Below are 25392 nucleotides of genomic sequence, written 5' to 3'. Positions count from 1 at the left end.
CCCCTGATCCGACGGGATCAGGGGCATCTACTCACTTCTCGGCACGACACACCGGTGCCGAGACCTCTCGACCAGATCCACGACGACGGACGGCCGCCCGGGAAGCGTGCGCGTCGTCGACCGACCTGCGTCGGGGCCCACCTGGGGACTCCTCCCCATGTCGCGATCCTGCACCGTCACGTAGCGTGTCCTCGTCCAGGACTCCCTGCCGGTTGAAAGAGGTTCGCCCGTGGTCATGTACGGCGCCGACGTCGCAGCACTGCGCGACCTCGCCACGAGCCTCGACGGCGGGGCTGGCGTCCTCGACCAGGCGCGCTCGAAGGTCCGCGGCTCGTTCCACTCGGTGCCCTGGTACGGGCCCGACGCGGAGCAGGAGCGCGGCCAGTGGGACGGCCGGCTCGAGCCCCTGCTGACGCAGACGGCCCAGTCCCTGCGCGACGCGGCGACGACCCTCCGGCGCAACGCCGACGACCAGGAGAGCACGAGCGCGGCGGACACCGGGTCGTCGGGCGGCGCCGGCGGGTCAGGCGGCACCGGCGGCTCGGTCGGCGGTTCCGGGTCGGGTGGGCCCGGCGGCGGTTCCGGAGGCGGAGCCGGCTCAGGCTCCTCCTCAGGGGTCGACGACGCCGAGTCCCCCGGCGGCCCGACCGTCACCGTCAAGGGGACCCAGGAGTCGGGGACGGACAACGGCTCGCTCGGTTCGCCCGCGACCGAGGGCAGCGGCGGCTCGGTCTCGGGGGGCGTGACGTACGACCCGACCACCGGGGAGACCACGGTCTCCGGCTCGGGCACGCTCGAGAACTGGTTCCAGACCACGAACGGCTCCAAGGTGACGTTCGGCCTGACCGGTGGTGCCGAGCTCACGTCGGGCGAGAAGAGCGAGGACGGGTTCACCACCTGGACGACCAAGTCCGACGTCTCGGTGGGCGTCGAGGGCGGGTTCGACAAGGGGGGCAACGGCGTCAGCGGCAGCTACACCACGGGTGTGACCTCCGAGTACGCGGTCAAGGTGCCCGACGGCGCCAAGATCACCGACCCGGGTGCCGTCAACCCGTTCGACCCCTCGACCATGCCGACCGGCTCGACCGTCACCATGGACAGCGGGAGCTACACGGGCACCGAGCTCGAGGCCTCGTTCCGGCACATCGCCATGAAGTCGGGCATCGAGGAGTCCGCCGGGGTGAGCAGCGTGATCGAGAAGACGGGCGACGACACCGTGCGCATCACGTCCGGCCCCACGGACGCGCTGAGCAACTACGGCGGGCTCGGCGTCGACTTCGAGGCCGTCAAGGTCCTGCTGGGCAACACGACCTCGCTCGACGGCGCGTCGCTGCGCAGCGCCGAGCTGGACCTCTCGACGCCCGAGGGCCGGGCCGCGTACGACACCTACCTCCTCACGGGCGAGATCCCGCAGGACGCGTCGACGGGCATCTCGGGGCTCACGACGATCGAGAAGATCGACTACAAGTCCACGACGTCGCTCGACGTCGAGACGCCCGTGGGCGGCGCGTCGTGGGACCTCGGCGAGAACTCGGGCTCGGCCGTGGTCACGACCTACCCGGACGGGTCGGCGGACCAGCAGACCAAGCTCAGCTACGGGGGGCGCAGCGACACGTTCTTCTCGCAGGCCTTCAACCCGGACGGGACCGAGAACACCGCAGGTCGCACCTACACGTACACGGTCGAGGCCGACCAGATGTCGACCCAGCTCTTCAACCAGAGCGAGTTCTCGGGCCTCGACGCGGGCGGCACGGTCAAGGAGGGGGACGTGCTCCGGCTCACGCTCACCGAGCGCCAGATGGCGACGCTCCACGCCAACGCGGTCGAGTACAGCCAGGACAGCATCGGGGTCAACCAGGTCTCCGCCCTGGCGCTCGACTACGACGGCAAGCCCGTGAGCACGTTCGACTACGCCGCGAGCCTGGCCCGTGGTCCGCGCAGCGACGGTTCGCTCGTCGAGATGCTCTTCTCCATCAACCAGGGCTCCGGCGGCGGCGGCGACCTCAAGCAGTTCCCCGGGACCATCACGCCGGCCACGTAGGCACGGGCACAGCAGGAGGGGCCCGTCGTCTCACCCAGGGGGCCGGGCATCACGGCCCGACGGCGCCGCGCCCCCTCCCGTCGTCTCGCCTCGAGCGTCGGGGCGGGACGACGGCGCCGGGCCCTCACGCGGGCATGAGGAACCGGCCGTCGGGGTCCAGGTCACGACGCACGGTCGCGAGGTGCGCCTGGTCGGCGGGCGACCACAGGTCGATCATGGCGGCCTCGCTCACCGCCCCGGCGAGATTCGCCTGGGTACGACCGAGCGACCACGGCTGCACGGCCTCGAGGAGCCCGCGGATCGCGGCCGGCACGGCCGTCTCGAAGAGCTCGGGGACGGGAACTCCGATCACGAAGAGCGAGAACGCGGCGTCACGGCCGGTCACGCTGTCGGGACCGTGCGCGCCGTCGCCGAGCGCCCCGCCCAGGTGGCGGATCTCGGCCATCATCAGCGGTGCGGTCGACTGCGGCCCGGCGACGGCGAGCAGCGCCTCCGCGGTCTGCGGCTCGAACGTGTGCAGCAGGGTCGAGCCGTCGAGCACGGGCATGGGGTCGGTCGGGTCCTGGTGGACCGCTCCGATCGCGGCGTACGGCATCTCGCCGATCGAGTCCAGGATGATCGGGGCCGCGTCGCGCAACGGGGCGATCGCCTCGGCCACCTCCGCGAGGGGGCGGGTCGAGGCGACCCTGACGTTCGCGACGTACTGACCTCGCAGGGGCTCGGGCAGGAACTCGAGCGGGGGCAGCCGCAGCAGCGCGACCGAGGTCGTGATGTCGGCGGGGGCGGTCGCGACCCAGTCGGCGTAGGCGCGGAACATGGTCGCGGCGTCGTCCCCGACCGCGAAGAAGCTCCCTCCGGTGATGGTCGCGAGGGGCAGGAGCCTGATCGTCACGGACGTGATGATCCCCAGGCCCCACTTGCCGCCGCGCAGGGCGCGCAGGACCTCGGGGTGGTGGTCGGCGTCGACATGGAGGAGGTCGCCGTCCCCCGTCACGACGTCGGCCGCGAGGAGGTAGTTCGAGCCGAAGCCGACCTCCCGGGCGAGCGGGCTCATCCCGCCGCCCAGCAGGAAGCCGACGACTCCCACGTCGGGCGACGACCCGGTGACGGCGGCGAGCCCGAGGGGCGTGACGGCGTCGAGCACGTCCCTCCAGCGGGAGCCGGCGGCGACGCGCGCGGTACGCGCGGGCTCGTCGACCTCGACGCCCGTCAGGCCCGCGGTCGTGAGCGCGATGCCACCGTCGATCCCGCGCGCGAACCCGTGGCCCGTGCTGAAGACCGCGACGGGCAGTCCGAACGTCTTGGCGACGCGCACGGTCGCCTGGACGTCGGCGGTGGACGTGGCGTGGACGACGTAGTCGGGACGGTGCTCGACGGCGACGTTCATGCCCGAGAGCCGGGCCTCGGCGGCGTTGCCGGGCAGGACGCGGCCGGTCACGGCCTGCGTGAGGGCGTCGAGGACGACGTCCTGCGTGATCTCGTGGGTGGTCATGGGCGTTTCCCTCTCGAACAAGGTGGGGAGCGCGGAGCAGCGCTACCCCAGAAAGAGAGCTGGGAGCGCTTCCGGTGACAGGTCAGCCGAAGGTGCCGGGAATGTCCGCCGAGGCTGATGCTTCCACCGCGCCCTGGGTGACCGCGCGCGCCATGATGAGCGAGGGCGCCCTCACGCCCACGGACCCGAGGAGCGACGATGCCCCAGACCACGGACCAGCCCCCCGACCGCGCGCCGTTGCGCGGGACGCCCTCGCCCGAGCACCGCAAGGAGCAGGGACGCGCAGCCCGCACGCTCCTCCCCCGTCGCTCGACCGCCGCGTGGACGCCGCCGACCGACCGTCGCGACCCCGTCGCGATCCTCCAGGCCCAGAACGCGAGCCGGGTCGCGTCGCTCGTCCCGCTCCGCATGGGACGCATGGCCGCCACCCCCTTCTCGTTCTACCGGGGGGCGGCCGCGGTCATGGCGGCCGACCTCGGCACCGGGCCGCGCACGGACCTGACCGTCCAGCTCTGCGGCGACGCGCACCTCGCGAACTTCGGCGGGTTCGCGTCCCCCGAGCGCTCGCTGGTCTTCGACATCAACGACTTCGACGAGACGCACCGCGGCCCCTTCGAGTGGGACCTCCAGCGGCTCGTCGCGAGCCTCGAGATCGCGGGACGCCACCGCGGCATGTCCCACCAGGAGCGCGAGCGGATCACGCTCGCCGCGGCGCGCGGGTACCGCCAGACGCTCCGCACGTTCGCCGACCTGGGCCACCTCGACCTGTGGCACGTGCAGCTCCGCGGCGACGAGATCGTCGAACGGTGGAACGGGTCGGTCCCTCCTGGCGTCATGGACAACCTCCGCAAGGCGCTGCGCAAGGCGCGGACCAAGGACCGGCAGAAGGCCCGGCGTCGGCTCACCACGCTGCGCGACGACGGCGAGCTGCGGTTCGTGAGCGACCCGCCCCTGCTCGTCCCGGTGCGCGACCTGTTCGACGACGCCGAGCAGGCTCGCCTCCTCGGCGTCGTGACCACGGCCCTCGCGGCCTACGGCGACTCGCTCACGGGCGCCCGGCGCATCCTGCTCGAGCGCTACCGCCTCGTCGACCTGGCTCGGCGCGTGGTCGGGGTCGGGAGCGTCGGCACACGCTGCTGGGTCGCGCTGCTCGTCGGCCGGGACAACGACGACCCCCTGTTCCTCCAGGTCAAGGAGGCCGAGCCGTCGGTCCTCGAGCCCTACACGTCGGCCAGCCCGTACCCCGAGAACGGGCGCCGCGTGGTCGAGGGACAGCGCCTCCTGCAGGCCACGAGCGACGCCCTGCTCGGCTGGAACACCGTGCACGGCGCCGACGAGCGCCCCCACGACTACTACTTCCGCCAGCTCTGGGACTGGAAGGTCTCGGCGGACCTCGAGACGATGCTCCCGGTCGCGATGGCCGCCTACGCGCAGATGTGCGCGTGGGTCCTCGCCCGCGGGCACGCCCGCTCGGGCGACGCCCTCGCGATCAGCGCGTACCTCGGCAAGGGCGACGTCGCGGACCACTCGTTCACCGAGTTCGCCCGTCGCTACGCCGACCAGAACGCCCTGGACCACCAGGCCCTCCTCGACGCGATCGCCGCGGGCGACGTGGAGGCGGTCCTGGGCGTCTGACGCCGGGGCTGGCGCGGCGTCGGACGCCCCCGTCGGCCCGGGCCATCTCGTGCCCGACGGCGCCGCCCACCTCGCGCGGACGCGTCCCGTCGGGGGGCGTCCGCGGCGAGGCGGTCGGGGGCGGCTCAGGCGTCGGCGGTTCGGCCCGCTGTGGACCGCGCGAGCCCCCGGCGCAGGAGGACCACCTGGTAGACGAGCGCCGCCAGGACGATCGCCCCGAGCAGGACCGTCAGGACCAGCCCGCCGACGTTCGCACCCGCGGCGTCGCACGTGGTCGTGAAGTCCCCGCTCGTCGGCGCGTGGAAACCGCCGTCCGACCCCTCGGCCGTGATCGCGCCCACGGCCGAGGGGCCCGCGGCGGACAGGGAGCCGACCGACGCGCAGCTCGCGGACGGCAGCAGCATCATGCCCGTGAGCCCGAGCCACGCGGCCCCCGCCCCGAAGCCCGAGACGATGCCCCAGATCTTCTCGTTCGTGGTCCAGAGCGGCGAGGCACCGAGCAGGACCGCTGCGACGAGCCACAGGACGCCCGGGAGGAGCAACGGTGCCCCGACGATGCCCACGAGGGCGAGGGCGAACACGACCGGGGCGACCCACGCACCGGTGAGGGCGGGACGAGAGGAGGCTCCGCCGTCGGGCAGGGGATCCCTGAGCGCACCCGACGCCGCTCGCGCCACGTCCTCCGGGGCGCCGAGCGACGCGAGGACCGCCGCGACCTCCTGCTCGCTGGGCTCGTGCCCCAGCTCGGCGAGGCTCGCATCGACGTGCTCGCGCACCCCACCCAGGACGTCGGCCCGCTCGGCGGGATCGACGTGCGCGAGCATCCGCGCGAGGTCGTCCAGGTACGCGCTGATCGCGTCGTTCGTGCGGTTCATCGGTGGCTCCCCAGGGTCGAGTCGACGGCGTCGCGGAAGGGCGCCCAGGTGCGGGCGAAGGTCTCGAGGGCTGCGCGCCCCTCAGGGGTCAGGGCGTAGTAGCGCCGAGGTGGTCCGGCGTCGGACTCGCGCCAGTGCGTCTCCACGAGCCCGCCCCTGCGCAGCCGCGCGAGGAGCGGATAGAGCGTGCCCTCACCGCTCAGGAGCACCCCGTCCGTGGAGAGGCGGCGGGCGATGTCCAGGCCGTACCACTCGTCGTCGGCCAGGAGCGCGAGCACGCAGTACTCGATCGCCCCTCGCCGGAGGTTCGTGAGGATCATGTCCTCGCTAGGTACCATGCGAGACAAGATAGCACCATGTGCGGAGGCCCGGTAGACGCTTCACGTGGGACCGAACGGGGTGCAGCGAGGCCCGGCGCGGGCCGTCAGATCTGGTCGAGGCGACGCAGGATCGCGCCCTCGCGCAGCGCCCACGGGCAGATCTCGACCTCCGCGACGCGCAACGCCTTCATGGTCTCCTCCGCGACCACGCCGCCCGCGACGATCTGATAGGTCCGCTCGGCCGTGATCCCCGGCAGCTCGGTACGACCCGCCGCAGGGATGCGCGCGAGGCGCGGCACCCAGTCGGACAGCTGCGAACGCTCCATGCGCCACCGCTCTTCCGGACCCACGACCGCGACCTTCATGCCCGCGAGCCGCGCGAGCGACCGGAACGTCTTGGAGGTCGCGACCACGTGGTCGGGACGCGGCAGCGCCTTGATCTCGCCGAGGGCCTCGGCGAGCACCCCACGCACGTGCGAGCGCAGCGCCGCGACCTGGTGGGCCGTGGGCGGGTCGTCCGGGAGGTGCTCGATGGTCATCCGCCCGGCCCCCAGGGGGACGGAGACCGCGACGTCGGGCTCCTCGTCGAGGCCCGAGGCGATCTCGAGCGAACCACCACCGATGTCCAGGACCATGAGCCGACCCGACGCCCACCCGTGCCAGCGCCTCGCCGCGAGGAACGTCAGCCGCGCCTCCTCAGGACCCGAGAGGACCTCGATCGGGACCCCGACACGCTCCTCGATCTCCGCGAGCACCTCGGGGCCGTTGGTCGCCTCGCGCAGCGCGGACGTCGCGAGCGCGAGCGACTCGTCGACCTCGTACTCGCGGGCCAGCGCCGCCGCCCGGTCGGCCGCCTCGAGCAGGGCGTCGACGCCCTCGGCCGAGATCGAGCCGTCGGGCTGGAGGTAGCGCATGAGACGGACGACCGAACGGCCCGACGCCGCCGGGTCCGGGCGGGCACCGCGCACCGCGTCCACGACGAGCATGTGGACGGTGTTGGAACCGATGTCGAGCACTCCGAGTCGCATCCGCCCACGGTAGCGGGGGACGCGAAGGGCGACCGGACGGCCCGCCGGGCGGGAGCCCTCGCGCCCTCTACGACCGGTGGTTGGCGCCCGACATCCTGCTGTTCGTCCGGCCGACGAGCCGGCGCACGTGGACGTCCGACCCGCGCACCGCACGCACCTCGGAGCGCGTGTCCCTCCGGTGGTCATGACGCTCGCCCGCGTTGCGGTACCGGCGCCAGGTCAACCAGTAGAAGAGCGGCCCGGCGAGCAGCAGCAGACCCACGACGACGAGCCGAAGGGCCCCCTCCTCGCCGGACGAGGACTCGGCCGCCACGGTGAGCGCATCCAGGGCGAGCAGGTGCATCAGGTCCCGATCATGACGAGGAGGGCCATCACGGCCGCGACGGCCTCGACGGCGAGGGACACCGCGAGCAGGCGGCGGCGGTTGACCGGGACGGAGCCCATGGTCTCGCCCGTCCGCCCGTTGACCGCGACGTAGTGCAGGACCGAGCTCCCGTTCTTGCGGACCTCGTGGTACGAGTACAGCCACACGGGCAGGTAGGCAGCGACCCAGCGCTGGCCCACGACCTCGAGCTGCTGGTGGTCCCACCGGAGACCGCGGTCGTAGGCCTCGATCATGTCGAGCGCCCGGAACCGGGCGATCTCCTTGGCCTGAGCGAACGCGGGCTCGCGCACGTCGTCGATGTCGGTGTCGCGCCGCTCCGCGGTGAACCCCGAGAGGAAGTTGGAGTCGTAGCGGACCGCGTTCTCGACGTCGAACGGCAGGATCGTGTTGATGACGTTGTTCGTCCGCGAGCTCGCGCCGTGGTCCCGTCGGTCCGCGGAGGACTCGAGCGTCAGGTCGTCGACGTGCAGGTCGAACTCGCGCACGACGTCGTAGACGTCGGCGTCGTAGCGCCGCTCGTCGCGCTCCTCGCCGTCGGCCCCCTTGACCTTGACGGTGTAGGACCGCACGAGACGCTCGCCCTGCCCGGACAACCGGGCCTTGGTGTTGAGGTCCGCGACGAGGTACGGCATGTAGACCCCGACGACGCTCTCCGGGACGAACTCGGCCCGGAAGGTCGGGTGGGCGTAGAAGCGACGCTTGCCGACGAACTCCCGGATGCGCGTGATCGCTTCGTCCTTGGCCAGGCGGAACGGCAGCACGACGTCGGGCACCGCGCCGTTGGGGACCTGCTGGTTGACCGACAACGTGTTGCGGCACCAGTGGCAGCGCGCCTGGGTGCCGTGCGCGGTGTCGACGACGACGTCCGCACCGCACGCCGAGCACCGGAACGTGAGGACCTCGTCGGTCCCCGGCACGATCGCGGCGGTGCCGGACCCGACGACGACGCCGCGCAGCGCGCCGATGTCGCCGTCGAGGCCGAGGTCCGCGATCGTCCCGGCAGCGGCCCACTCGTACCGGCAGAACCCGCAGCGCAGGTTCCCGGTCGCGACGTTGAGCGAGATCTCGGTCGCCCCGCACCGTGAGCACTTGACGAGACCGTCGCTGGCCCCGACGTCGGTACGGACGATGGCCGGCCCGCCGTCCCGTGTCCCGACGGGCGGCGGGGACACCTCCTGCGGGGAGGCAGGCGGGGCCGACGACGGGACGGCCGCCTCCGGCTCGTGGACAGTCATCGTCGGCGCCTCAGAACCCGAGGACCTTGGCCTTGGCGGTGTCGTAGTCCGCCTGCGTGATGAGTCCCTGGTCAAGCATGGCCTTGAGCTGCGTGAGCTTCGCGACCGGGTCCTCGGTGGGCGGGGCGGCGGCGGGCGCCGCGGCGACCGGTGCGCTCTGCACGGGAACCTGCTGGAGCGGGACGACGGGCTGCTGGAGCCCGGCCATCGCGCCGCCCGCGGCGTTCATCCCCATGCCGAGGATCGCCATGTTCGCGCCGCCCCCGGCTCCTCCTGGGTTCTCTCCCGCAGCCTGGATGCCGCGCGCGGCAGCCTGCTGGAGGAACGAGTTCCCGCGAGCACCTGCGAGCGCGTCAGCCTTCTTGACGTCGCTCAGCAGCGCCCTGGTGTCCTCGTCGTACTCGATCGCCGCGAGCGCGACCTTGACGATCGACAGACCGCGGTAGGACGTCCACTGGTAGCCCTCCTCGACCGCGCCGGCCAGCGACTGCGCGAACCCGACCGAGTCGCTCTGGATCCGGGTGATCCGGTTCCCCTTGTCCGGGTCGTTGGTGTAGCTCGAGAACGCTGCCGCGAGCGACCCGACGACCTCGGTGAAGAGCTGGCTCGCGGCGTCGTTGTCGAGGTCGGAGAAGTCGAACACCTTCGCGCCCGTACCGAGGTAGGTCAGCGGCACGAACTGCTTGACGAAGAGGATCGGGTCGACGATGCGCAGGGTGTAGGTGCCACGCGTCACGGCACCCACCTGGGCGCCGAGGTACGCATCGTCCCAGTAGATCTCCGACTGCGTACCGAACCGGTTGTTCGGCAGCTCCTTGAGGTTCACGTAGAACCCGAGCTGCTGCGACCCGGGTTGCCCGCCGAACTTGAAGCGTTCCCACGTGGTCTTGATCAGCGGGCTCAGGAAGCCGTTGTCGGCGAAGATCGACTGGGAGTTCTGGTCGTCGGACGTGAACAGGTAGCCACCCGGTTCGGCCACGAAGCCCGTGAGCGCGCCGTCCTGGAACGTCAGGAGCCCGTAGCCCTCGGGAACGACGAAACGGCTGCCGTTCGTGATGATGTTCGCCGAGCCCTTGGTGTTGGACCCGCGCCCCGCGTTCTGCCCCTGCGCGACCGCCGGGAAGAGCGCCGCGGTCGGCGCCAGGTTCGTGGGCGGGGTCAGGAAGTCCTTCCACTGGTCCGCGAGCGTGCCGCCGAGGGCACCAGCAAAGGCCTTGATGAATCCCATCGAGCTCTCCGTCCGATCGGGCGGACGGAGCCGCGCGTGACCTGTCGTCGTCGCGGCCGACGCCCTGAGGCCCTCGACCGCGATCGGCACAGTATCGACTTTCGTTCTGAAACGGAACTATCGGCGAGTTTCCGGCGCATCCGCTCTCACGGACCGGACCGCCGACGGTGACCGACCCGCCCGCCCACGGTGACCGACCCGCCCGCCCACGGTGACGCACCGGATGACAGGATGTTCTCCGTGACCTCCCCCTCTCCCCTCACCGCACCCCTGAAGACCGTCGGCTGGATCCACGTCGTGGACGGGCGGCTGCTCGTCGTCCGCAGCCGGGACAACGACCTGTTCTTCATGCCGGGCGGCAAGCTCGACCCCGGTGAGAGCGACGAGCAGGCCCTGGTCCGGGAGATCGAGGAGGAGCTCGGCGTGCTGCTCGACCCTGCCACGGTGAGGTCCGGCCTCGTCGCCGAGGCGCCCGGCCACGGGCTCGGCGGGCGGCTCGTGCGGATGCACTGCCTCTACGCCGACCTGTTGCCCGGGTCCCCCGAGCCGGCGCCTCGTGCCGAGGTCCGTGAGGTCACGTGGGTCACGGCGAACGACGCGCACCGTGTCCCGCCCGCGGGCCGGATCGTCCTGGAGCGGCTGGCGGCGACGGGAGAGCTCGCGGCCTGACGCGGACCGTCACTCGGTCGAGCACGGGGTTGCGATCGGTCGAGCACGAGGTTGCAGTCGCAAGTCGCACGAGAACGACCGCAACCTCGTGCTCGACCGAGAGCCGGACCGGGTCAGCGCCCCGCGCACGCCTCGACGTCGAGCCCGTTGGTCCCAGCACTGCGGAGCGCTTCCTCGGCGTCGGCCACCACGGCCGAGGCCTCTGCCTGGGCCGACGCGAGGGCCGACGACCGGGCCGCGACGATCGCGTCGTGCAGGTCGGCGTGCACGCGGCGACGGACCGAGCGCGTGAGCGCCTCGGTCTCGGCGTCGTCGACCTCGGTCCCCGCGGCGCGGCGCTCGGCCACGCGCTCGGCGACCTCGGCCGCGATCCGCCGGTCGGCGTCGTCGAGCAGCTCCATGACGGCCGTGTCGGCCGCGCGCCCCAGGCGCGTCTCCTCGAAGTCCCGCGTGGCACGGTCCACGATCCGCCGTGCCTGCCCGACGACGAGCGACCCGAGCGCGGGTGAGTGCGCCTTGAGGGAGGCCAGGTCGTAGAGCAGGACGCCGTCGACGTCCGCGACGCGCGGGTCGACGTCGCGGTGCAACGCCAGGTCGAGGACCACCATGGGCCGGTGCAGCGCCTCGTCACCCGCGGCCTCCGCGGCGCGGGACCGGGCACGGACGAGCGCGGCGGCGTCGAGCACGTGGCCCAGCGCGTCACCTCCGGCGGCGGCTCCGTCACCCTCGGCGCCCGGCCCGGTCCCCCTCGGCGCACCCGCACCCGCACCCGGACCACCACGGCCAGCCCCACCGCCGTCCGCGTCGGCGACCACCCGTCCCCGCGCCCCGCTGCACGAGACCACGAGGTCGGCGTCCTCGAGAGCCGCCACGAGATCCGTCACCGCGACGGCGCCCCGGTCGGCCGCGAACTGCTCGGCGCGACCCGACCCCGAGTACACGCGCACGTCCTCGCAGCCCCGCGCCCGCAGCGCGGCGAGCGACGCGCCGGCGTACGAGCCCGTCCCGATGAGCACCGTGCGGACCTGGCGCCACGGCGGGAGCTCGGCGCTCGCGAGGTCGAGCCCCAGGGACACGACCGACCGGCCGTTGCCACCGAGCGTCGTCTCGTTGCTGATCTTCTTGGAGGTCCGGGACGCGGTCTGGAACAGGAGCTCGAGCGTGGACGACGTCGCACCGCCCTCGCGGGCCTCCTCGAGCGCACGCTTGACCTGCCCGGCGATCTCTCGCTCGCCCACGACCATCGAGTCCAGGCCGGCGGCGACCTCGAAGAGGTGAGCGGCGACGTCGGGCCCGGTGCGGGTCGAGAACGCCCCGACCGCCACGTCCTCCGCGACTCCCGACGCCGCGGCGACGAGCCGCGCGACCTCGTGCGACGCGTGCTGCACGCCCCGCCCGTCCACGGGCGAGTCGACGTCCAGGTACACCTCGAACCGGTTGCACGTCGCGACGACGACGGCACCGGTGATCGCTTCGCAGGTCTCGACGGCCGTCCGCCCGACCGACGCGGCTCCGGTGGAGAGGAGCTCGAGGGTGGACATGTCCAGCTCGTGGTGACTTGCAGTCATCGACAGGAGAACCACAGTGCTCCGATTGAATCATTCCTCCCCGCGCACGGCAGAATCGGTTCTTGTGACGTTCACCGCGCTTTCAGACAACCACCCTCTCGTCGACGGCCGGACGACGAATTCTCCCCTCGTGCGCGCTTTGCGCGGCGACCGCCCGGAAACCACACCCGTGTGGTTCATGCGGCAGGCCGGTCGGTCCCTTCCCGAGTACCGCGAGCTGCGCCAGGGCATCGGCATGCTCGACTCGTGCCTGCGCCCGGACCTGGCGAGCGAGATCACGCTCCAGCCCGTGCGCCGCCACGGCGTGGACGCGGGGATCTTCTTCTCGGACATCGTCATCCCGCTCAAGCTCGCGGGGGTCGACGTGGACATCGTCCCGGGCGTCGGTCCGGTCATGGGGCAGGCCTACCGGACGCCCGACGACGTCGCTCGCCTCGTCGAGCACGAGCTCACCCCGGAGTCGCTCGCGCCCGTGACGGAGGCCGTCGCGCTCACGGTCGCGGCGCTCGGTTCGACGCCCCTCATCGGGTTCGCGGGCGCGCCGTTCACGCTCGCGGCCTACCTGGTCGAGGGGCGCCCCTCGCGCGACCACCTCGCGGCGCGCACGCTCATGCACGCGGACCCCGAGTCGTGGGCCCGCCTGACGGCGTGGACCGCGCAGATCACGGGCGCGTTCCTGCGCGCCCAGGTCCTGGCCGGGGCCAGCGCCGCCCAGCTGTTCGACTCGTGGGCCGGCAGCCTGTCGCTCGAGGACTACCTCACGGGCGCCAAGCCGGGGAGCACGGTCGCGCTGTCGCAGGTCAGCGACCTGGGCGTCCCGGCGATCCACTTCGGGACGGGCACCGGGCACCTGCTCGGGGCCATGCGTGACTCCCTCACCGAGGCCGGTGTGACGCACCCGACCGTGGGCGTGGACTACCGCACGCCGCTCGACGAGGCCGCGGCGACCCTCGGGGGGTACGTGCCGGTCCAGGGCAACATCGACCCGGCGCTGCTCGCCGCGCCGTGGCCCGTGCTCGAGGCGCACGTCCGCGACGTCCTGCGCCGTGGGAGCGCTGCCCCCGGGCACGTGGTGAACCTCGGCCACGGTGTGCCGCCCGAGACCGACCCGACCGTCCTGACCCGGGTCGTCGAGCTCGTCCATTCCGTCCGGAACGTGTCGGAACCCGCGTGACCCCGGGGTCCCGCACGGTCTGACACACCCTCACAGCGGGGGCACACTTGACGTGTGCACCCCGTTGCTGATGGATCGTCCGGCCCTTCCTCCTCCACGTTCGACGCCGTGGTCGTCGGCGCGGGCATCGCCGGCCTGACCGCCGCGCGCTCCCTGCGCCGCCGCGGCCTGCGCGTCCTCGTCCTCGAGGCGGCCGACCGCCCGGGCGGCCCCGTGCACGGCGACAAGCTGGGCTCGACGGGCCTGTCGGTCGACGTGGGCGCCGAGTCGTTCGCGGCCCGCGGGTCCGCCGTGGGCGACCTGGTCGCCGACCTGGGCCTGACGGTCGTCGAGCCCGCCCCGATCAGCGCGTGGGGCTATGCCGCTAGCCGCGCGTTCCCGCTGCCGAAGGCCGGGATCATGGGCATCCCGGCGCACCCGTTCGCGGCCGACGTGCGCCGCGCGGTCGGCTGGCCCGGTGCGCTGCGCGCGGGCATGGACCGGATCAAGCCGCGCCGGTGGGTCGACGAGGAGAACCTCGAGACGTTCGCGCGCTCGCGCCTGGGACGCCGCGTCGCGGAACGGCTCGTGGCGCCGGTCGCCGCGGGCGTCCACTCGGCGCCGCTCGAACGTCTCGACGTCGATGCCGTGGCCCCGGGCCTGCGCGAGGCCTACGCCCGCGAGGGCTCGTTGACCCGGGCGGTCGCCGCGATGCGCGCCCAGGCCCCGGCGGGCTCTGCGGTGCGCGGCATCGAGGGCGGCATGCACCGCCTCGTCGAGGAGCTCACGCTCGCCGTGACGAGCGACGTGCCCGACGGCGGGGCTCCCGCCGGGAGCGCGGGCCCGGCGGGGGTGCTGCTCGTGCGCCACGAGGTGGTCGCGCTGGACCGTGACGGCGACCAGGGGTGGAGCGTCCAGGCCGAGGGTCCTGGGGGCCCCACGACCTTCCGGGCCCCGCGCCTGCTGGTCACGACGCCCGCGGTCGTCGACCTGGTGTCCCCGCTCGCGGGCCGCACGGCCGACCCGGTGCCGGACCCCGAGCCCGGCGCGGACATCCGTCTCGTGACGCTCATGCTCGAGGCCCCTGAGCTCGACGCGGCCCCGCGGGGCAGCGGGCTGCTGGTCGCGCCGAAGCCCCGCACCTGGTCGACGCGCGACGAGAACCACCGGGCCGGCGCGCACGACCCCGTCCAGGCCAAGGCCCTGACCCACTCGACCGCGAAGTGGCCGTGGCTGGCCGCCCGGGTGGCGGGCGCCGTCGGGCCGGGGAACCACGTGGTGCGCCTGAGCTACGGGCGCATCGGCGAGACGGTCGAGCCGACGCTCGACCAGGTCGTGCGCGACGCCTCGGTGCTGCTCGGGGTCGACCTCGACGGCAAGGTGCGCGAGCACCTGTCGACGCGCTGGAACGGGTCGCTCCCCCCGCCCACGCCCGTCTACCGGCGTGAGGTCGCGGCGTTCGTCGAGCGGGTCTCGCACGTCGACGGGCTCGGGGTCACGGGTGGCTGGATCGCGGGTACGGGGCTCGCGGCGATCGTCGGGCACGCCCAGGACTGCGCCGAGCAGCTCTGATCCTCGGGGGCGGTGCGGACGGCACCTCATGCCTTCCGCATTCCTGCGACAAACGTCCTGACAATTCGTCTCGTTGTTCTGACCTCGCGTCAGGTCGATGTCACTCGCGCCTCCTTTCCGCAGAATGCCGCGCCGCACCGGTTCACGCGCATTTCGACAATGCCTCCGGGCAGAGGAGACTAGGAGCGTGAGCATTCGTGTCGGAACCCGTGGCAGCGCCCTCGCGACGACCCAGACGGGACTCGTCGCACGACGCATCGAGCACCTGACCGGGCACCCGGTGGAGATCGTGCGCATCCGCACCGAGGGCGACGTCCGCTCGGGCTCGCTCGCCTCGATGGGCGGCACCGGGGTGTTCGTGACCGCGCTGCGCGAGGCCCTGCTCGACGGCCGCTGCGACGTCGCGGTCCACTCGCTCAAGGACCTGCCGACCGGCGCGGCCGAGGGGCTGACCCTCGTGACCCCCGAGCGCGAGAACCCGCGCGACGTCCTGTGCGCCCGGAACGGCTGGACGCTCGCGACCCTGCCGCGCGGCGCCAAGGTCGGCACCGGGTCCCCGCGCCGCGCGGCCCAGCTCCTCGCGGTCCGCCCCGACCTCGACGTGCTCGACATCCGCGGCAACGTCGACACGCGCCTCGCGCGCGCTCTCGGCCCCGACGCGGACCTCGACGCGGTCGTCCTCGCCTACGCGGGGCTCTCGCGCCTGGGCCGGCTCGACGCGGTCTCCGAGGTCATCGACGTGCGCGTCATGGCCCCCGCGCCCGGGCAGGGGGCCCTGGGCGTCGAGGTCCGGACCGCGGACCTGTCTCCCCTCGCGTCGTTCGACCTCCTGCCCGACGGCGGCACGCGCCAGCCCCTCGACCTCGCCGAGGTCGTCGCGGGCCTCGACCACCTCCCGACCCGCCTCGCGGTCCTCGCCGAGCGCGCGCTGCTCGCCCGGCTCGAGGCCGGGTGCGCGGCACCCGTCGGGGCGCACGCCGTGGTCGAGGACGACCAGCTCCATCTCTCGGCCGTCGTCGCGCGGCTCGACGGCGGGCAGGTCCTCACGCACTCGGCCCGGGTCGCGCTGCCGCCGGTCTCCGGTGGAGCCGGACGCTCGGCCGACACGACCGACGCGCTGGCCCGCGGCCTGGGCGTCGAGGTCGCCGACGCCCTCCTGGCCGGCGGGGCCGCCGAGCTCGCGCCCCTGCGCGCTACCGGTCCTGGCGGGGGCTCGCTCGCTCGGGCCGAGGCGCCCGCGCTCTGGGCCCCGGGCACGGCGCCGACCGGCGGTACCGAGGACGACGAGCTCACGGTCGGCGGCACCGACGCCCCCGTGGGCCCGGAGCAGCGCTGATGCCAGGCCGGCTGCGCGACCCCCAGCGCGGGCGCGACCTGCCTCCCGTGCCGGCACGCCCGGCCACGCCTGCTGCGGACACCTCCTCCGAGACTCCCGCCCGCCCCGCCGCGGTGAGCGACGCCGTCGGGCCGGACGACGCTGCCCCTCCCACGGACACCGACGCTCCCGCGGCGAGTGGCGCCGTCGGGCAGGGGGACGTGCCCGCGGCGCACGACCCGGCCACCTCCGGACCGGCCCGCGCCGTCGGGGCGCTGACCGGTACCACCGTCCTGGTGCCCCGCTCGCCCGAGCGAGCCGAGCCCCTCGCCGCGCGGCTGCGCGCGCAGGGTGCGACCGTGCTCGTGAGCCCGGCGATCGAGCGCGCCCCCATCGAGGACACCGCAGCGATGGACGCCGCCGTCGCGGACCTCGCGCACGGCGCCTTCGCGTGGGTCGTGGTGACGAGCGTCAACGCGATCGACGAGCTGACCGCGAGCGCCGCGCGCCGCGGACTGGACCTCGCCGCGCTGGCCGGACCTGCGGGAACCGGTGGCGCTGCCGACTCCGCGGGTGCTGGCACGCGGTGGGCTGCGGTCGGGCCCGCGACGCGGCGCGCGCTCGAGGCCGTGGGCGTCCACGTGGACCTCGAGGCGACCGTGAACTCGGCGCGCGGTCTGCTCGCGGCGTTCGACGCGCTCACCGATCAGTTGTCAGAAGCACACCGGGCGGAACCCCGGGCCACTTCTGACGACTCGTCGGCGAGCACCTCGTCGCGGCGCGTGCTCGTGCCGCAGGGCGACCTCGCGAAGCCCACCATGGCCGAGGGCCTGCGCGAGCGCGGCTGGGACGTCCACGTCGTGACCGCGTACCGGACCGTGTCGCACGCGCTCTCCCCGGAGGTCGTCGAGGCGTGGCGGGCCGGGGCGGTCGACGTGGTCGTGCTGACGTCGGGCAGCGTGGCGCGCGAGGTCGCGGCCCAGCTCGGCGTGGACCCCCGCGTCGCGGGGGTCGCGATCGGGGAGCCGACGGCGGAGGCCGCGCACGCGGTCGGGCTGCGGATCGACGCCGTGGCCGAGAAGGCGACCGACGAGGCGCTGGCCGGTGCTGTGCTGCGCGTCGGCGCCGAGCTGTCAGAAGCACGCCGGGGTATCCCCCGGGTCAGTTCTGACAACGAATCTCTCGGCGCGGGGCCAGGGCCAGCGGGAGCGGCGGGTCCGGTGGGCCCCGTGGGCCCCGTGGGCCCGGGGCGCAGCAGGACCGTCCCGTCCCCCGACCCGGCTCCCACCGGCACCCCCACGTCCCCCGACCCGGCTCCCACCGGCACCCCCACGTCCCCGGCACCCCTCGACCAGTTGTCAGAAGCACACCGGGCCATACCCCGGCCCAGCTCTGACAACCCATCCCCCACAGAAGGCAGGAACCTCCCGTGATCCGTCCCCGCCGCCTGCGCTCGACCCCGCAGATGCGCCGGCTCGTCGCCGAGACCCGGCTGCACGCCGCCGACCTCGTGCTCCCCCTGTTCATCAAGGAGGGCCTGACCGAGCCCAAGCCGCTCGGGTCCATGCCGGGCATCGTGCAGCACACCGAGGCGAGCCTCGCCGAGGCCGTCGCACAGGCCACCGCGGCCGGGGTCGGCGGCGTCATGCTGTTCGGCATCCCCGAGCACCGCGACGCGACCGGCTCGCAGGCCGACGCCCCCGGCGGGATCCTCAACCGGGCCGTCCGCATCGCGCGCGACGCCGCCCGGGACGCCGCTGCCGGCACGGGCCGACCGGGACCGGTCGTCATGGCCGACCTGTGCCTCGACGAGTTCACCGACCACGGGCACTGCGGGGTCCTGACGACCGGCCCGGACGGCGACCTGGTCGTGGACAACGACGCGACCCTCGTCCGCTACGCCTCGATGGCCCGCGCGCTCGCCGAGGCGGGCGCGGAGGTCGTGGCGCCGTCGGGCATGATGGACGGCCAGGTCGCCGTGATCCGCGAGGCCCTCGACGACGCCGGGCACGCGGGCGTGAGCATCCTGGCGTACAGCGCCAAGTACGCGAGCGCGTTCTACGGTCCGTTCCGCGAGGCCGTCGACTCGACGCTCCAGGGCGACCGCCGCACCTACCAGATGGACTCCGCGAACTTCCGCGAGGGCCTGCGCGAGGCCGACCTCGACCTGGCCGAGGGCGCCGACATGGTCATGGTCAAGCCCGCAGGCTCGTACCTCGACGTGCTCGCGGCCGTGGCCGAGCGCAGCGACGTCCCCGTCGCCGCCTACCAGGTCTCGGGCGAGTACGCGATGATCGAGGCCGCGGCCGCGAACGGCTGGATCGACCGGCGCGGCGCCGTCCTGGAGTCCGTGCTCGGCATCAAGCGCGCGGGCGCCGACATCATCCTGACCTACTGGGCCCTCGAGATCGCAGAATGGATTCGGTGACACCGATGACGATCCACCCCGCCGGCTCCCCGGCGCACGCGACCACCCTCCACGACAACCACGAGGCGTTCGTGCGCGCCCAGGGCGCGATCCCCGGCGGCGTGAACTCGCCCGTGCGGGCCTACGGCTCGGTCGGCGGCGACCCGCGGTTCATCGCGAGCGCGCGTGGCGCGTACGTCACCGACGTCACGGGCCGCGAGTACGTGGACCTCGTGTGCTCGTGGGGTCCCGCGCTCCTGGGCCACGCGCACCCAGCAGTCGTCGCGGCCGTGCAGGACGCTGCGGCACGCGGACTGTCGTTCGGCGCCCCGACGCTGGGCGAGGTCGACCTCGCGGAGGAGGTCCGCCGTCGGGTCCCCGCCGCCGAGCGCGTCCGCCTGGTCTCGACGGGCACCGAGGCGACCATGACCGCGGTGCGCCTCGCGCGCGGCTTCACGGGCCGCAACCTGATCATCAAGTTCGCGGGCTGCTACCACGGGCACGTCGACTCGCTGCTCGCCGAGGCGGGATCGGGCGTCGCGACGCTCGCGCTGCCCGGCTCGGCCGGCGTGACCGAGGCCAGCGCGGCCGAGACCCTCGTGCTGCCCTACAACGACCTCGACGCCGTCGAGCGCGCGTTCACCGAGCGCGGCTCGGAGATCGCCGCGGTCATCACCGAGGCAGCCCCGGCGAACATGGGGATCGTCCCGCCCGCCCCCGGCTACAACGAGGGCCTGCGCCGCATCACGTCCGCGCACGGCGCGCTGCTGATCCTCGACGAGGTCCTCACGGGCTTCCGCGTGGGTCCGAGCGGCTGGTGGGGCCTTGAGGCAGGCCTGGCCGCGGGCGCCCTCCCCGAGTACACGCCCGACCTCTTCACGTTCGGCAAGGTCATCGGCGGCGGCATGCCCGTCGCGGCACTGGGCGGACCGGCCTCGATCATGGACCAGCTCGCGCCGCTCGGCCCGGTCTACCAGGCGGGCACGCTCTCGGGGAACCCGGTCGCGGTCGCGGCGGGCCTCGCGACGCTGCGCCTGGCCGACGCCGCCGTGTACGCGCGCGTCGACCACGTCGCCCAGGTCGTGGGGGACGCCGCGAGCGCGGCCCTCGCCGCCGAGGGTGTCGCGCACCGCCTGCAGCGCTCGGGCAACCTGTTCTCGATCATGTTCGGCGACTTCGCCGCCGCGGCCGGGGTCCGCAACTACGCCCAGGCGCAGGCCCAGGACGCGTTCCGCTACAAGGCGTTCTTCCACGCGATGCTCGACGCCGGGGTCAACCTGCCGCCGTCGGTCTTCGAGGCGTGGTTCGTGTCGTCGGCGCACGACGACGCCGCGGTCGAGCGCATCCTCGCAGCGCTCCCGGACGGAGCGAAGGCCGCGGCGCGAGCCACGGCCTGAGCCCTGCACGCCCGGCCCGGGCGCGGGGTGAGGGTGCCTGGTGGGTGAGCGGCGCCGTCGGGCACCTTCCTCCGTGCCCGACGGCGCCGCTCACCTCACGCCCTGCCGCGCCGTGGTGCACGGCGCGGCAGGCGGTCCCGCCGGTCGAGGGGGGCTCGACCGACGGGGGCCGGTCAGTAGGTGACCTGACCGGCCTTCTTGCCGAGGCTGCGGATCTGGAAGCCGAACGCGATGAGCGAGATGCCCCACACGAGGGCCACGATCGCGAGGATCCAGACGATCGACACGACGCCCGCGCCGACGTTGAAGAGCACGAGCAGACCGAACACGAGCGACAGCAGGCCCGCGAAGACTCCCCAGCCCCAGCCGCTGCCGGGGACCTTGCGCAGCTCGATGCTCGCGATCGCCTGGAAGATCCCGAGGACCACGGCCCACAGACCCACGATCCACACGAGGACCTCGGCGGTCTTGCCGGGCCACACGAGCAGCACGATGCCGACCGCGACGCTCACGAGGCCGACCGTGACGAGCGCTGCGGTGCCGCCGGTCCCCCGGCGACGGATGCCCTCGACGATCTCGAACAGGCCGTCGACGAGCGTGAAGATCGCGACGATCCAGATGAAGACGACGGCCGTGATCTCCGGCCACGCGAGCGCGACGATGCCGAAGAGGATCGCGATCACGCCGCGGATCACGGGCCAGTACCAGACTTGCTTGGCGGCGGAGGAGAAGGCTGTGAGGATCGGGTCCTGCGTTGTCATGGTGGGCTCCTGACGTCGGGTCGAGTCCCGCCAGGAACGCTGGAGCACCGTCCGTGCGGGCTGTTCGGTTCTCATCGAACACCCGAAACGGCACTATGTCGTGGCGAACGCCGCATTCGTCGCAGAGGGCGGGCTGCGCGTGCGCGACCGGGGGCCCGGACGGCCTGCGCGGGACCTTCGGCCCCTTGACAAGGGGATACCCCTCCCGGGTACTTTGGAGGGTGGTACCCAGTAGGGGTATCTGCGAGAGCGAACACGGAGGCCCAGCATGAGCGACACGACCACCCAGCACCCGGTCGAGCCGGGTCTTGCCCCTGCCCACACCGGCCCGCACGGATATGCCTCCGACAAGGAGGCCTACCTCAAGCGCATGCGCCGCATCGAGGGCCAGGTCCGCGGGATCGCCCGCATGATCGACGAGGACGTCTACTGCATCGACATCCTCACCCAGGTCTCCGCGGTGACCAAGGCTCTCCAGGCGGTGTCCATCGGACTCGTCGAGGACCACCTCGGCCACTGCGTCGTCGACGCCGCCCGGTCCTCCGAGGCCGAGGGCGCCGCCAAGGTCCGCGAGGCGTCCGAGGCCATCGCCCGACTCGTCCGCAGCTGACACCCACCCCCTCTCAAGGAGCACCCATGAGCACCGTCACCACCCTCGGCGTCACCGGCATGACCTGCGGCAACTGCGTCTCGCACGTGACCAAGGACGTCGGCGCGGTCGCCGGCGTCGAGAACATCAGCGTGGACCTGAACGTCGGCGGGGCCTCCGAGGTCACCGTGTTCTCGGACGACCCGCTCGACGAGGCCGCGCTGCGCGAGGCCGTGGACGAGGCCGGCTACGAGGTCACGAGCTACGAGGTCCAGCTCGACGCCCAGGCTGCGCAGTCGGCCGAGCAGGCCGCGGACCGCAAGGCGCACAACTGCGGCTGCGGCTGCGGCACGGACTCCGCGGCGGACGCGGCCCCGGCCGTGAAGACGTACGACCTCCAGGTCCCCCAGGCCTGACGCTCCCGTCGCCACGGATCAGTTGTCAGAACCACGCCGGTCCATGCACCGGCCACGTTCTGACAACTGATCCGCGCAGGGTGCTTCAGTGCCCGTGAGGCCCCAGCCCCACGCTCGTCCTGACCGCTCGACCCGCCCGACGACGGAGCACCGGCCGGGCGCCCGGCCCACGCTCCGCCGTCGGGCACCGCTCCACCCGCACGCCGCGTGCCGACGCCTCGGCCACGCCGCCCGCCCGCAGGACCGACGGTCGCACACCGTGACCCGCGACAGCGCGTGGAGCGCGCCCACCGTCCTCCGGCCGCGAACAGCGGGCCGCGACGGAGAAACCCACCCGGCGAGACCCGCCGGACGCACCACCGGACCTCCCAGGAGCAACCATGACCACCCCCACCGGCCTGACCGCCGGCCCCACGTTCGTCGAGGTCGACCTCGCGATCGAGGGCATGACGTGCGCGTCGTGCGTCGCGCGCGTCGAGAAGCGGCTCAACCGCGTCGACGGCGCCCAGGCCACCGTGAACCTGCCGCTCGAGAGCGCGCACGTCGTGCTGCCCGACGGCGTGACCGACGCCGAGCTCGTCGCAGCGGTCGAGAAGGCGGGCTACCAGGCGCGGGTCACGGGCCGGCGCGTCGCCGCGTCAGCGGTTGCCGCGACGGCGGCTGCTGCGGCGCCCGTCGCTGAGCCTGTGGCGCCCACCGGCGGCGTGGTGACGGGGGCTCGTGCTGCCGGGGTTGGTACCGGTGTCGGCGTCGCGGCTCCCGCTGCCGGGACCTCGACGCCCGCCGGGGCCGAATCCGCACCGGCGAGCCCCTCGGTTCGCCCGATGTCCGACGCAGCCCCGGCCGCGACCGACACCTCGGCCCCCACGCGCGACCGCGGCGCCGACCTCGCCCGACGACTCAAGGTCGCCGCGGTCCTCACGCTGCCCGTCGTGCTGCTGTCGATGATCCCGGCGCTGCAGTTCCCGGGCTGGCAGTGGGTCGTCACGGCCCTCGCGCTGCCGGTCGTGACGTGGGGCGCGTGGCCCTTCCACACCGCTGCCTTCCGCGCGGCCCGCCACGGCGCCTCGACCATGGACACGCTCGTGTCGATCGGCGTGATCGCCGCGACCCTGTGGTCGCTGTGGGCGCTGCTGCTGGGCGGCGCGGGCGAGATCGGCATACAGATGCAGGTCTCGCTGCTGCCGTCGCGGGAGCATGCCGCGATGCCCGAGCTCTACTTCGAGGTCGCGGCCGTCGTCACGACGTTCCTCCTCGCGGGCCGCTGGTCCGAGCACCGCTCGCGCCGCAAGGCCGGCGACGCGCTGCGCTCGCTCCTCGCGATGGGCGCCAAGGACGCCGAGCGCGTCACGACCGGTCCCGACGGTCAGCGCGTGACCGAGCGCGTGCCCGTCGCCGCCCTGCGCGAGGGCGACCTGTTCACGGTCCGCCCGGGCGAGAAGATCGCGACCGACGGCGTCGTGGTCGAGGGCAGCTCCGCCGTCGACACCTCGCTCCTGACGGGCGAGCCCGTGCCCGTCGACGTGACGCCGGGCGACGACGTCACCGGCGCGACCGTCAACACCTCGGGCCACCTGCTCGTCCGTGCGACGCGCGTGGGCGAGGAGACGACGCTCGCGCAGATCGGTCGCCTCGTGAGCCAGGCGCAGACGGGCAAGGCTCCCGTGCAGCGCCTCGCGGACCGGATCTCGGCCGTGTTCGTGCCGATCGTCCTCGTCCTGGCCGTGCTCACCCTGGGTGGCTGGCTGCTCGCGGGGGCGAGCACGCAGTTCGCGTTCACGGCGGCCGTGGCCGTGCTCATCATCGCGTGCCCGTGCGCCCTGGGGCTCGCGACGCCGACGGCCCTGCTCGTCGGGACGGGCCGCGGCGCGCAGCTCGGCATCCTCATCAAAGGCCCCGAGGTCCTCGAGTCCACGCGCCGCGTCGAGGTGATCGTGCTCGACAAGACCGGCACCGTGACGCAGGGGCGCATGGCCCTCGAGCGTGTGGTCACGCGCGACGGCGAGCTCGACCTGTCGTCGGAGCCGGCGCGGGCTGCTGCTGGTTCGTCGAGCGAGGGACCCGACGGCGCCGCTCACCACGCCCTGCGCCTCGCCGGCGCGGTCGAAGGGTTGAGCGAGCACCCGATCGCGCAGGCCGTCGCGGCTGCCGCGGCGCGGGTCGCGGGGGTCGGACCGGGGTCGGCTGCTCCTGAGGCGCCTGCCGGTGCTGGCGGTACCGTCGCAGAGCAGGTCGGGACAGCGGCTCTCGCGGCCGCCCCCGATCAGGTGTCAGAAGCACACCGGGCTATCCCCCGGCCCAGTTCTGACAACTCGTCCGTGGCGGGTGTCGAGACCGGGGGTGTCGAGACCGGGGCCGACGGCGTCGTGATCGGCTCCGCGCAGGTCTTCGACTTCGTGAGCTCTCCCGGTGGCGGGGTCAGCGGCCTGGTCCGCACCGCGCACTCGGGTCTGTCCCCCGCGGGAGCGCTCAACGCGCAGCGGGTCCTGGTCGGACGCCCCTCGTGGCTCGCCGAGCAGGGCATCACGTTCGACGCCTCGGAGCCCTCGAGCCCCGAGGATGAGGCTCGCCCCGGCACTGCAGGGACCGACCTGCGCCGCGCGTTCGACGAGGCCGAGTCCACGGGCGCGACCGCCGTCGTCGTCGCCTGGAACGGCACCGCCCAGGGCGTCCTGGTCCTGCGCGACCCGGTCAAGGAGACCTCGGCCCAGGCCGTGGCCGAGCTCCGCAAGCTGGGCCTGCGCCCCCTCCTCCTCACGGGCGACAACGCGGGCGCGGCGCGGGTCGCCGCCCAGCAGGTCGGCATCGCGGAGGAGGACGTGATCGCGCAGGTCCTGCCGCAGGACAAGGTCGACGTCGTCGCACGCCTGCGCGCCGAAGGTCGGGTCGTCGCGATGGTCGGGGACGGCGTGAACGACGCCGCGGCACTGGCCGGGGCCGACCTGGGGCTGGCCATGGGCACGGGCACCGACGTCGCGATCGAGGCGAGCGACATCACGCTGGTCCGCGGCGACCTGCGCTCGGCCGCGACGGCGATCCGGCTCTCGCGCCAGACGTTGCGCATCATCAAGCAGAACCTCTTCTGGGCCTTCGCCTACAACGTGGCGGCGATCCCGCTCGCGGCGGCGGGCCTGCTCAACCCGATGATCGCGGGGGCGGCGATGGCCATGAGCTCGGTGCTCGTCGTCGGGAACTCGCTGCGGCTGCGCTCGGCGGGCTGAGCACGGGGCCTGCGCGGGCGGGGTTCTGCGCGGGCGGGGTTTGCCGGGGTGCCGAGAACGAGGTTCCGCGCAGTCGAGAACGGGG

Annotated in this window: 21 protein-coding genes; 12 read left to right on the top strand and 9 right to left on the bottom strand. The window is 73.6% G+C overall.

What is annotated here, in order from left to right:
* Positions 1-229 precede the first annotated feature (229 nt).
* On the top strand, positions 230-2041 hold the full coding sequence (locus tag ASE27_RS20040; protein WP_056644543.1) for a hypothetical protein: 1812 nt from the start codon (positions 230-232) through the stop codon (positions 2039-2041).
* 124 nt (positions 2042-2165) lie between these two features.
* On the opposite strand, the gene ASE27_RS00420 is transcribed toward ASE27_RS20040, so the two are convergent.
* Entirely contained in the window at positions 2166-3533 is a 1368-nt protein-coding gene (locus tag ASE27_RS00420) for an FAD-binding oxidoreductase (RefSeq protein WP_056644540.1), read from the bottom strand.
* A 198-nt stretch (positions 3534-3731) separates the two neighbouring features.
* On the opposite strand from ASE27_RS00420, the gene ASE27_RS00415 reads away from it, so the two are divergent.
* Entirely contained in the window at positions 3732-5168 is a 1437-nt protein-coding gene (locus ASE27_RS00415; protein WP_056644537.1) for a DUF2252 domain-containing protein, read from the top strand.
* Between the two features lie 125 nt (positions 5169-5293).
* Here ASE27_RS00415 and ASE27_RS00410 read toward each other — a convergent pair whose 3' ends face one another.
* From ASE27_RS00410 to ASE27_RS00385, 6 genes are all read right to left on the bottom strand, one after another.
* A complete protein-coding gene (locus ASE27_RS00410; protein ID WP_056644534.1) occupies positions 5294-6043 on the bottom strand; it encodes a hypothetical protein in 750 nt (249 codons plus the stop codon).
* A complete protein-coding gene (locus tag ASE27_RS00405) occupies positions 6040-6381 on the bottom strand; it encodes a PadR family transcriptional regulator (RefSeq protein ID WP_056644531.1) in 342 nt (113 codons plus the stop codon). Before ASE27_RS00405 ends, ASE27_RS00410 begins: the two co-directional genes overlap by 4 nt.
* Positions 6382-6467: 86 nt before the next feature.
* Positions 6468-7391, bottom strand: a complete 924-nt coding sequence (locus ASE27_RS00400; protein WP_056644527.1) for a hypothetical protein — start codon at positions 7389-7391, stop codon at positions 6468-6470.
* A gap of 67 nt (positions 7392-7458) precedes the next feature.
* A complete protein-coding gene (locus ASE27_RS00395; RefSeq protein ID WP_056644524.1) occupies positions 7459-7734 on the bottom strand; it encodes a hypothetical protein in 276 nt (91 codons plus the stop codon).
* Complete coding sequence (locus tag ASE27_RS00390) at positions 7734-9011, bottom strand: hypothetical protein (protein ID WP_056644519.1); 1278 nt, start codon at positions 9009-9011, stop codon at positions 7734-7736. The genes ASE27_RS00395 and ASE27_RS00390 overlap by 1 nt, the downstream gene beginning before the upstream one ends.
* 10 nt (positions 9012-9021) lie before the next feature.
* Entirely contained in the window at positions 9022-10239 is a 1218-nt protein-coding gene (locus ASE27_RS00385) for an SHOCT domain-containing protein (protein ID WP_056646430.1), read from the bottom strand.
* Positions 10240-10479: 240 nt separating this feature from the next.
* On the opposite strand from ASE27_RS00385, the gene ASE27_RS00380 reads away from it, so the two are divergent.
* Entirely contained in the window at positions 10480-10908 is a 429-nt protein-coding gene (locus ASE27_RS00380; protein WP_162259206.1) for an NUDIX domain-containing protein, read from the top strand.
* A gap of 113 nt (positions 10909-11021) precedes the next feature.
* Here ASE27_RS00380 and ASE27_RS00375 read toward each other — a convergent pair whose 3' ends face one another.
* Positions 11022-12491 (bottom strand): glutamyl-tRNA reductase, encoded by a 1470-nt coding sequence (locus tag ASE27_RS00375; RefSeq protein ID WP_056644513.1) that lies wholly within the window; start codon positions 12489-12491, stop codon positions 11022-11024.
* Between the two features lie 49 nt (positions 12492-12540).
* Here ASE27_RS00375 and hemE point away from each other — a divergent pair, with 49 nt between their 5' ends.
* From hemE to hemL, 6 genes are all read left to right on the top strand, one after another.
* Complete coding sequence (gene hemE, locus ASE27_RS00370) at positions 12541-13650, top strand: uroporphyrinogen decarboxylase (RefSeq protein WP_056644510.1); 1110 nt, start codon at positions 12541-12543, stop codon at positions 13648-13650.
* 54 nt (positions 13651-13704) lie between these two features.
* Positions 13705-15201, top strand: coding sequence for an NAD(P)/FAD-dependent oxidoreductase (locus ASE27_RS00365; RefSeq protein WP_056644508.1), 1497 nt, complete (start codon positions 13705-13707; stop codon positions 15199-15201).
* Between the two features lie 187 nt (positions 15202-15388).
* Positions 15389-16537 carry a hydroxymethylbilane synthase gene (gene hemC / locus ASE27_RS00360; protein ID WP_082608345.1) on the top strand — a complete coding sequence of 383 codons (1149 nt, stop codon included), beginning with the start codon at positions 15389-15391 and terminating at the stop codon, positions 16535-16537.
* The gene (locus ASE27_RS00355; RefSeq protein ID WP_056644504.1) at positions 16537-17949 is read left to right on the top strand and encodes a uroporphyrinogen-III synthase; all 1413 of its coding nucleotides are present in this window, start codon (positions 16537-16539) and stop codon (positions 17947-17949) included. Before hemC ends, ASE27_RS00355 begins: the two co-directional genes overlap by 1 nt.
* 32 nt (positions 17950-17981) lie before the next feature.
* Complete coding sequence (gene hemB, locus ASE27_RS00350) at positions 17982-18944, top strand: porphobilinogen synthase (RefSeq protein ID WP_056646427.1); 963 nt, start codon at positions 17982-17984, stop codon at positions 18942-18944.
* Positions 18945-18949: 5 nt separating this feature from the next.
* Positions 18950-20320, top strand: coding sequence for a glutamate-1-semialdehyde 2,1-aminomutase (gene hemL, locus ASE27_RS00345; RefSeq protein ID WP_056644501.1), 1371 nt, complete (start codon positions 18950-18952; stop codon positions 20318-20320).
* Between the two features lie 173 nt (positions 20321-20493).
* Here the strand turns inward: hemL and ASE27_RS00340 are convergent, their stop codons facing one another.
* Positions 20494-21081 (bottom strand): HdeD family acid-resistance protein, encoded by a 588-nt coding sequence (locus ASE27_RS00340; protein WP_056644498.1) that lies wholly within the window; start codon positions 21079-21081, stop codon positions 20494-20496.
* Between the two features lie 268 nt (positions 21082-21349).
* On the opposite strand from ASE27_RS00340, the gene ASE27_RS00335 reads away from it, so the two are divergent.
* The 3 genes from ASE27_RS00335 (at position 21350) to ASE27_RS00325 (ending at position 25307) form a co-directional block, all read left to right on the top strand.
* On the top strand, positions 21350-21691 hold the full coding sequence (locus ASE27_RS00335) for a metal-sensitive transcriptional regulator (protein ID WP_082608341.1): 342 nt from the start codon (positions 21350-21352) through the stop codon (positions 21689-21691).
* 26 nt (positions 21692-21717) lie between these two features.
* Entirely contained in the window at positions 21718-22086 is a 369-nt protein-coding gene (locus ASE27_RS19570; protein WP_068625024.1) for a heavy-metal-associated domain-containing protein, read from the top strand.
* Positions 22087-22466: 380 nt separating this feature from the next.
* Positions 22467-25307 carry a cation-translocating P-type ATPase gene (locus ASE27_RS00325; RefSeq protein ID WP_056644495.1) on the top strand — a complete coding sequence of 947 codons (2841 nt, stop codon included), beginning with the start codon at positions 22467-22469 and terminating at the stop codon, positions 25305-25307.
* Positions 25308-25392 lie beyond the last annotated feature (85 nt).

Origin of the sequence: Oerskovia sp. Root918, assembly GCF_001428945.1 — a bacterium.
GTDB lineage: Bacteria > Actinomycetota > Actinomycetes > Actinomycetales > Cellulomonadaceae > Oerskovia > Oerskovia enterophila.
Note: the sequence above shows the minus strand (reverse complement) of the source record. Positions and strands in the feature narration are given on the sequence as shown.

Bases quoted from the DNA above. Each gene is read 5' to 3' on its own strand.
- ASE27_RS00385 (WP_056646430.1), bottom strand. From the start codon at position 10,239: ATGGGATTCATCAAGGCCTTTGCTGGTGCCCTCGGCGGCACGCTCGCG.
- ASE27_RS00395 (WP_056644524.1), bottom strand. From the start codon at position 7,734: ATGCACCTGCTCGCCCTGGATGCGCTCACCGTGGCGGCCGAGTCCTCG.
- ASE27_RS00410 (WP_056644534.1), bottom strand. From the start codon at position 6,043: ATGAACCGCACGAACGACGCGATCAGCGCGTACCTGGACGACCTCGCG.
- ASE27_RS00420 (WP_056644540.1), bottom strand. From the start codon at position 3,533: ATGACCACCCACGAGATCACGCAGGACGTCGTCCTCGACGCCCTCACG.
- ASE27_RS00355 (WP_056644504.1), top strand. From the start codon at position 16,537: ATGCCAGGCCGGCTGCGCGACCCCCAGCGCGGGCGCGACCTGCCTCCC.
- hemB (WP_056646427.1), top strand. From the start codon at position 17,982: ATGCGCCGGCTCGTCGCCGAGACCCGGCTGCACGCCGCCGACCTCGTG.
- ASE27_RS00405 (WP_056644531.1), bottom strand. From the start codon at position 6,381: ATGGTACCTAGCGAGGACATGATCCTCACGAACCTCCGGCGAGGGGCG.
- ASE27_RS00390 (WP_056644519.1), bottom strand. From the start codon at position 9,011: ATGACTGTCCACGAGCCGGAGGCGGCCGTCCCGTCGTCGGCCCCGCCT.
- ASE27_RS00325 (WP_056644495.1), top strand. From the start codon at position 22,467: ATGACCACCCCCACCGGCCTGACCGCCGGCCCCACGTTCGTCGAGGTC.
- ASE27_RS19570 (WP_068625024.1), top strand. From the start codon at position 21,718: ATGAGCACCGTCACCACCCTCGGCGTCACCGGCATGACCTGCGGCAAC.
- ASE27_RS00400 (WP_056644527.1), bottom strand. From the start codon at position 7,391: ATGCGACTCGGAGTGCTCGACATCGGTTCCAACACCGTCCACATGCTC.
- ASE27_RS00335 (WP_082608341.1), top strand. From the start codon at position 21,350: ATGAGCGACACGACCACCCAGCACCCGGTCGAGCCGGGTCTTGCCCCT.
- ASE27_RS00415 (WP_056644537.1), top strand. From the start codon at position 3,732: ATGCCCCAGACCACGGACCAGCCCCCCGACCGCGCGCCGTTGCGCGGG.
- hemL (WP_056644501.1), top strand. From the start codon at position 18,950: ATGACGATCCACCCCGCCGGCTCCCCGGCGCACGCGACCACCCTCCAC.
- ASE27_RS00340 (WP_056644498.1), bottom strand. From the start codon at position 21,081: ATGACAACGCAGGACCCGATCCTCACAGCCTTCTCCTCCGCCGCCAAG.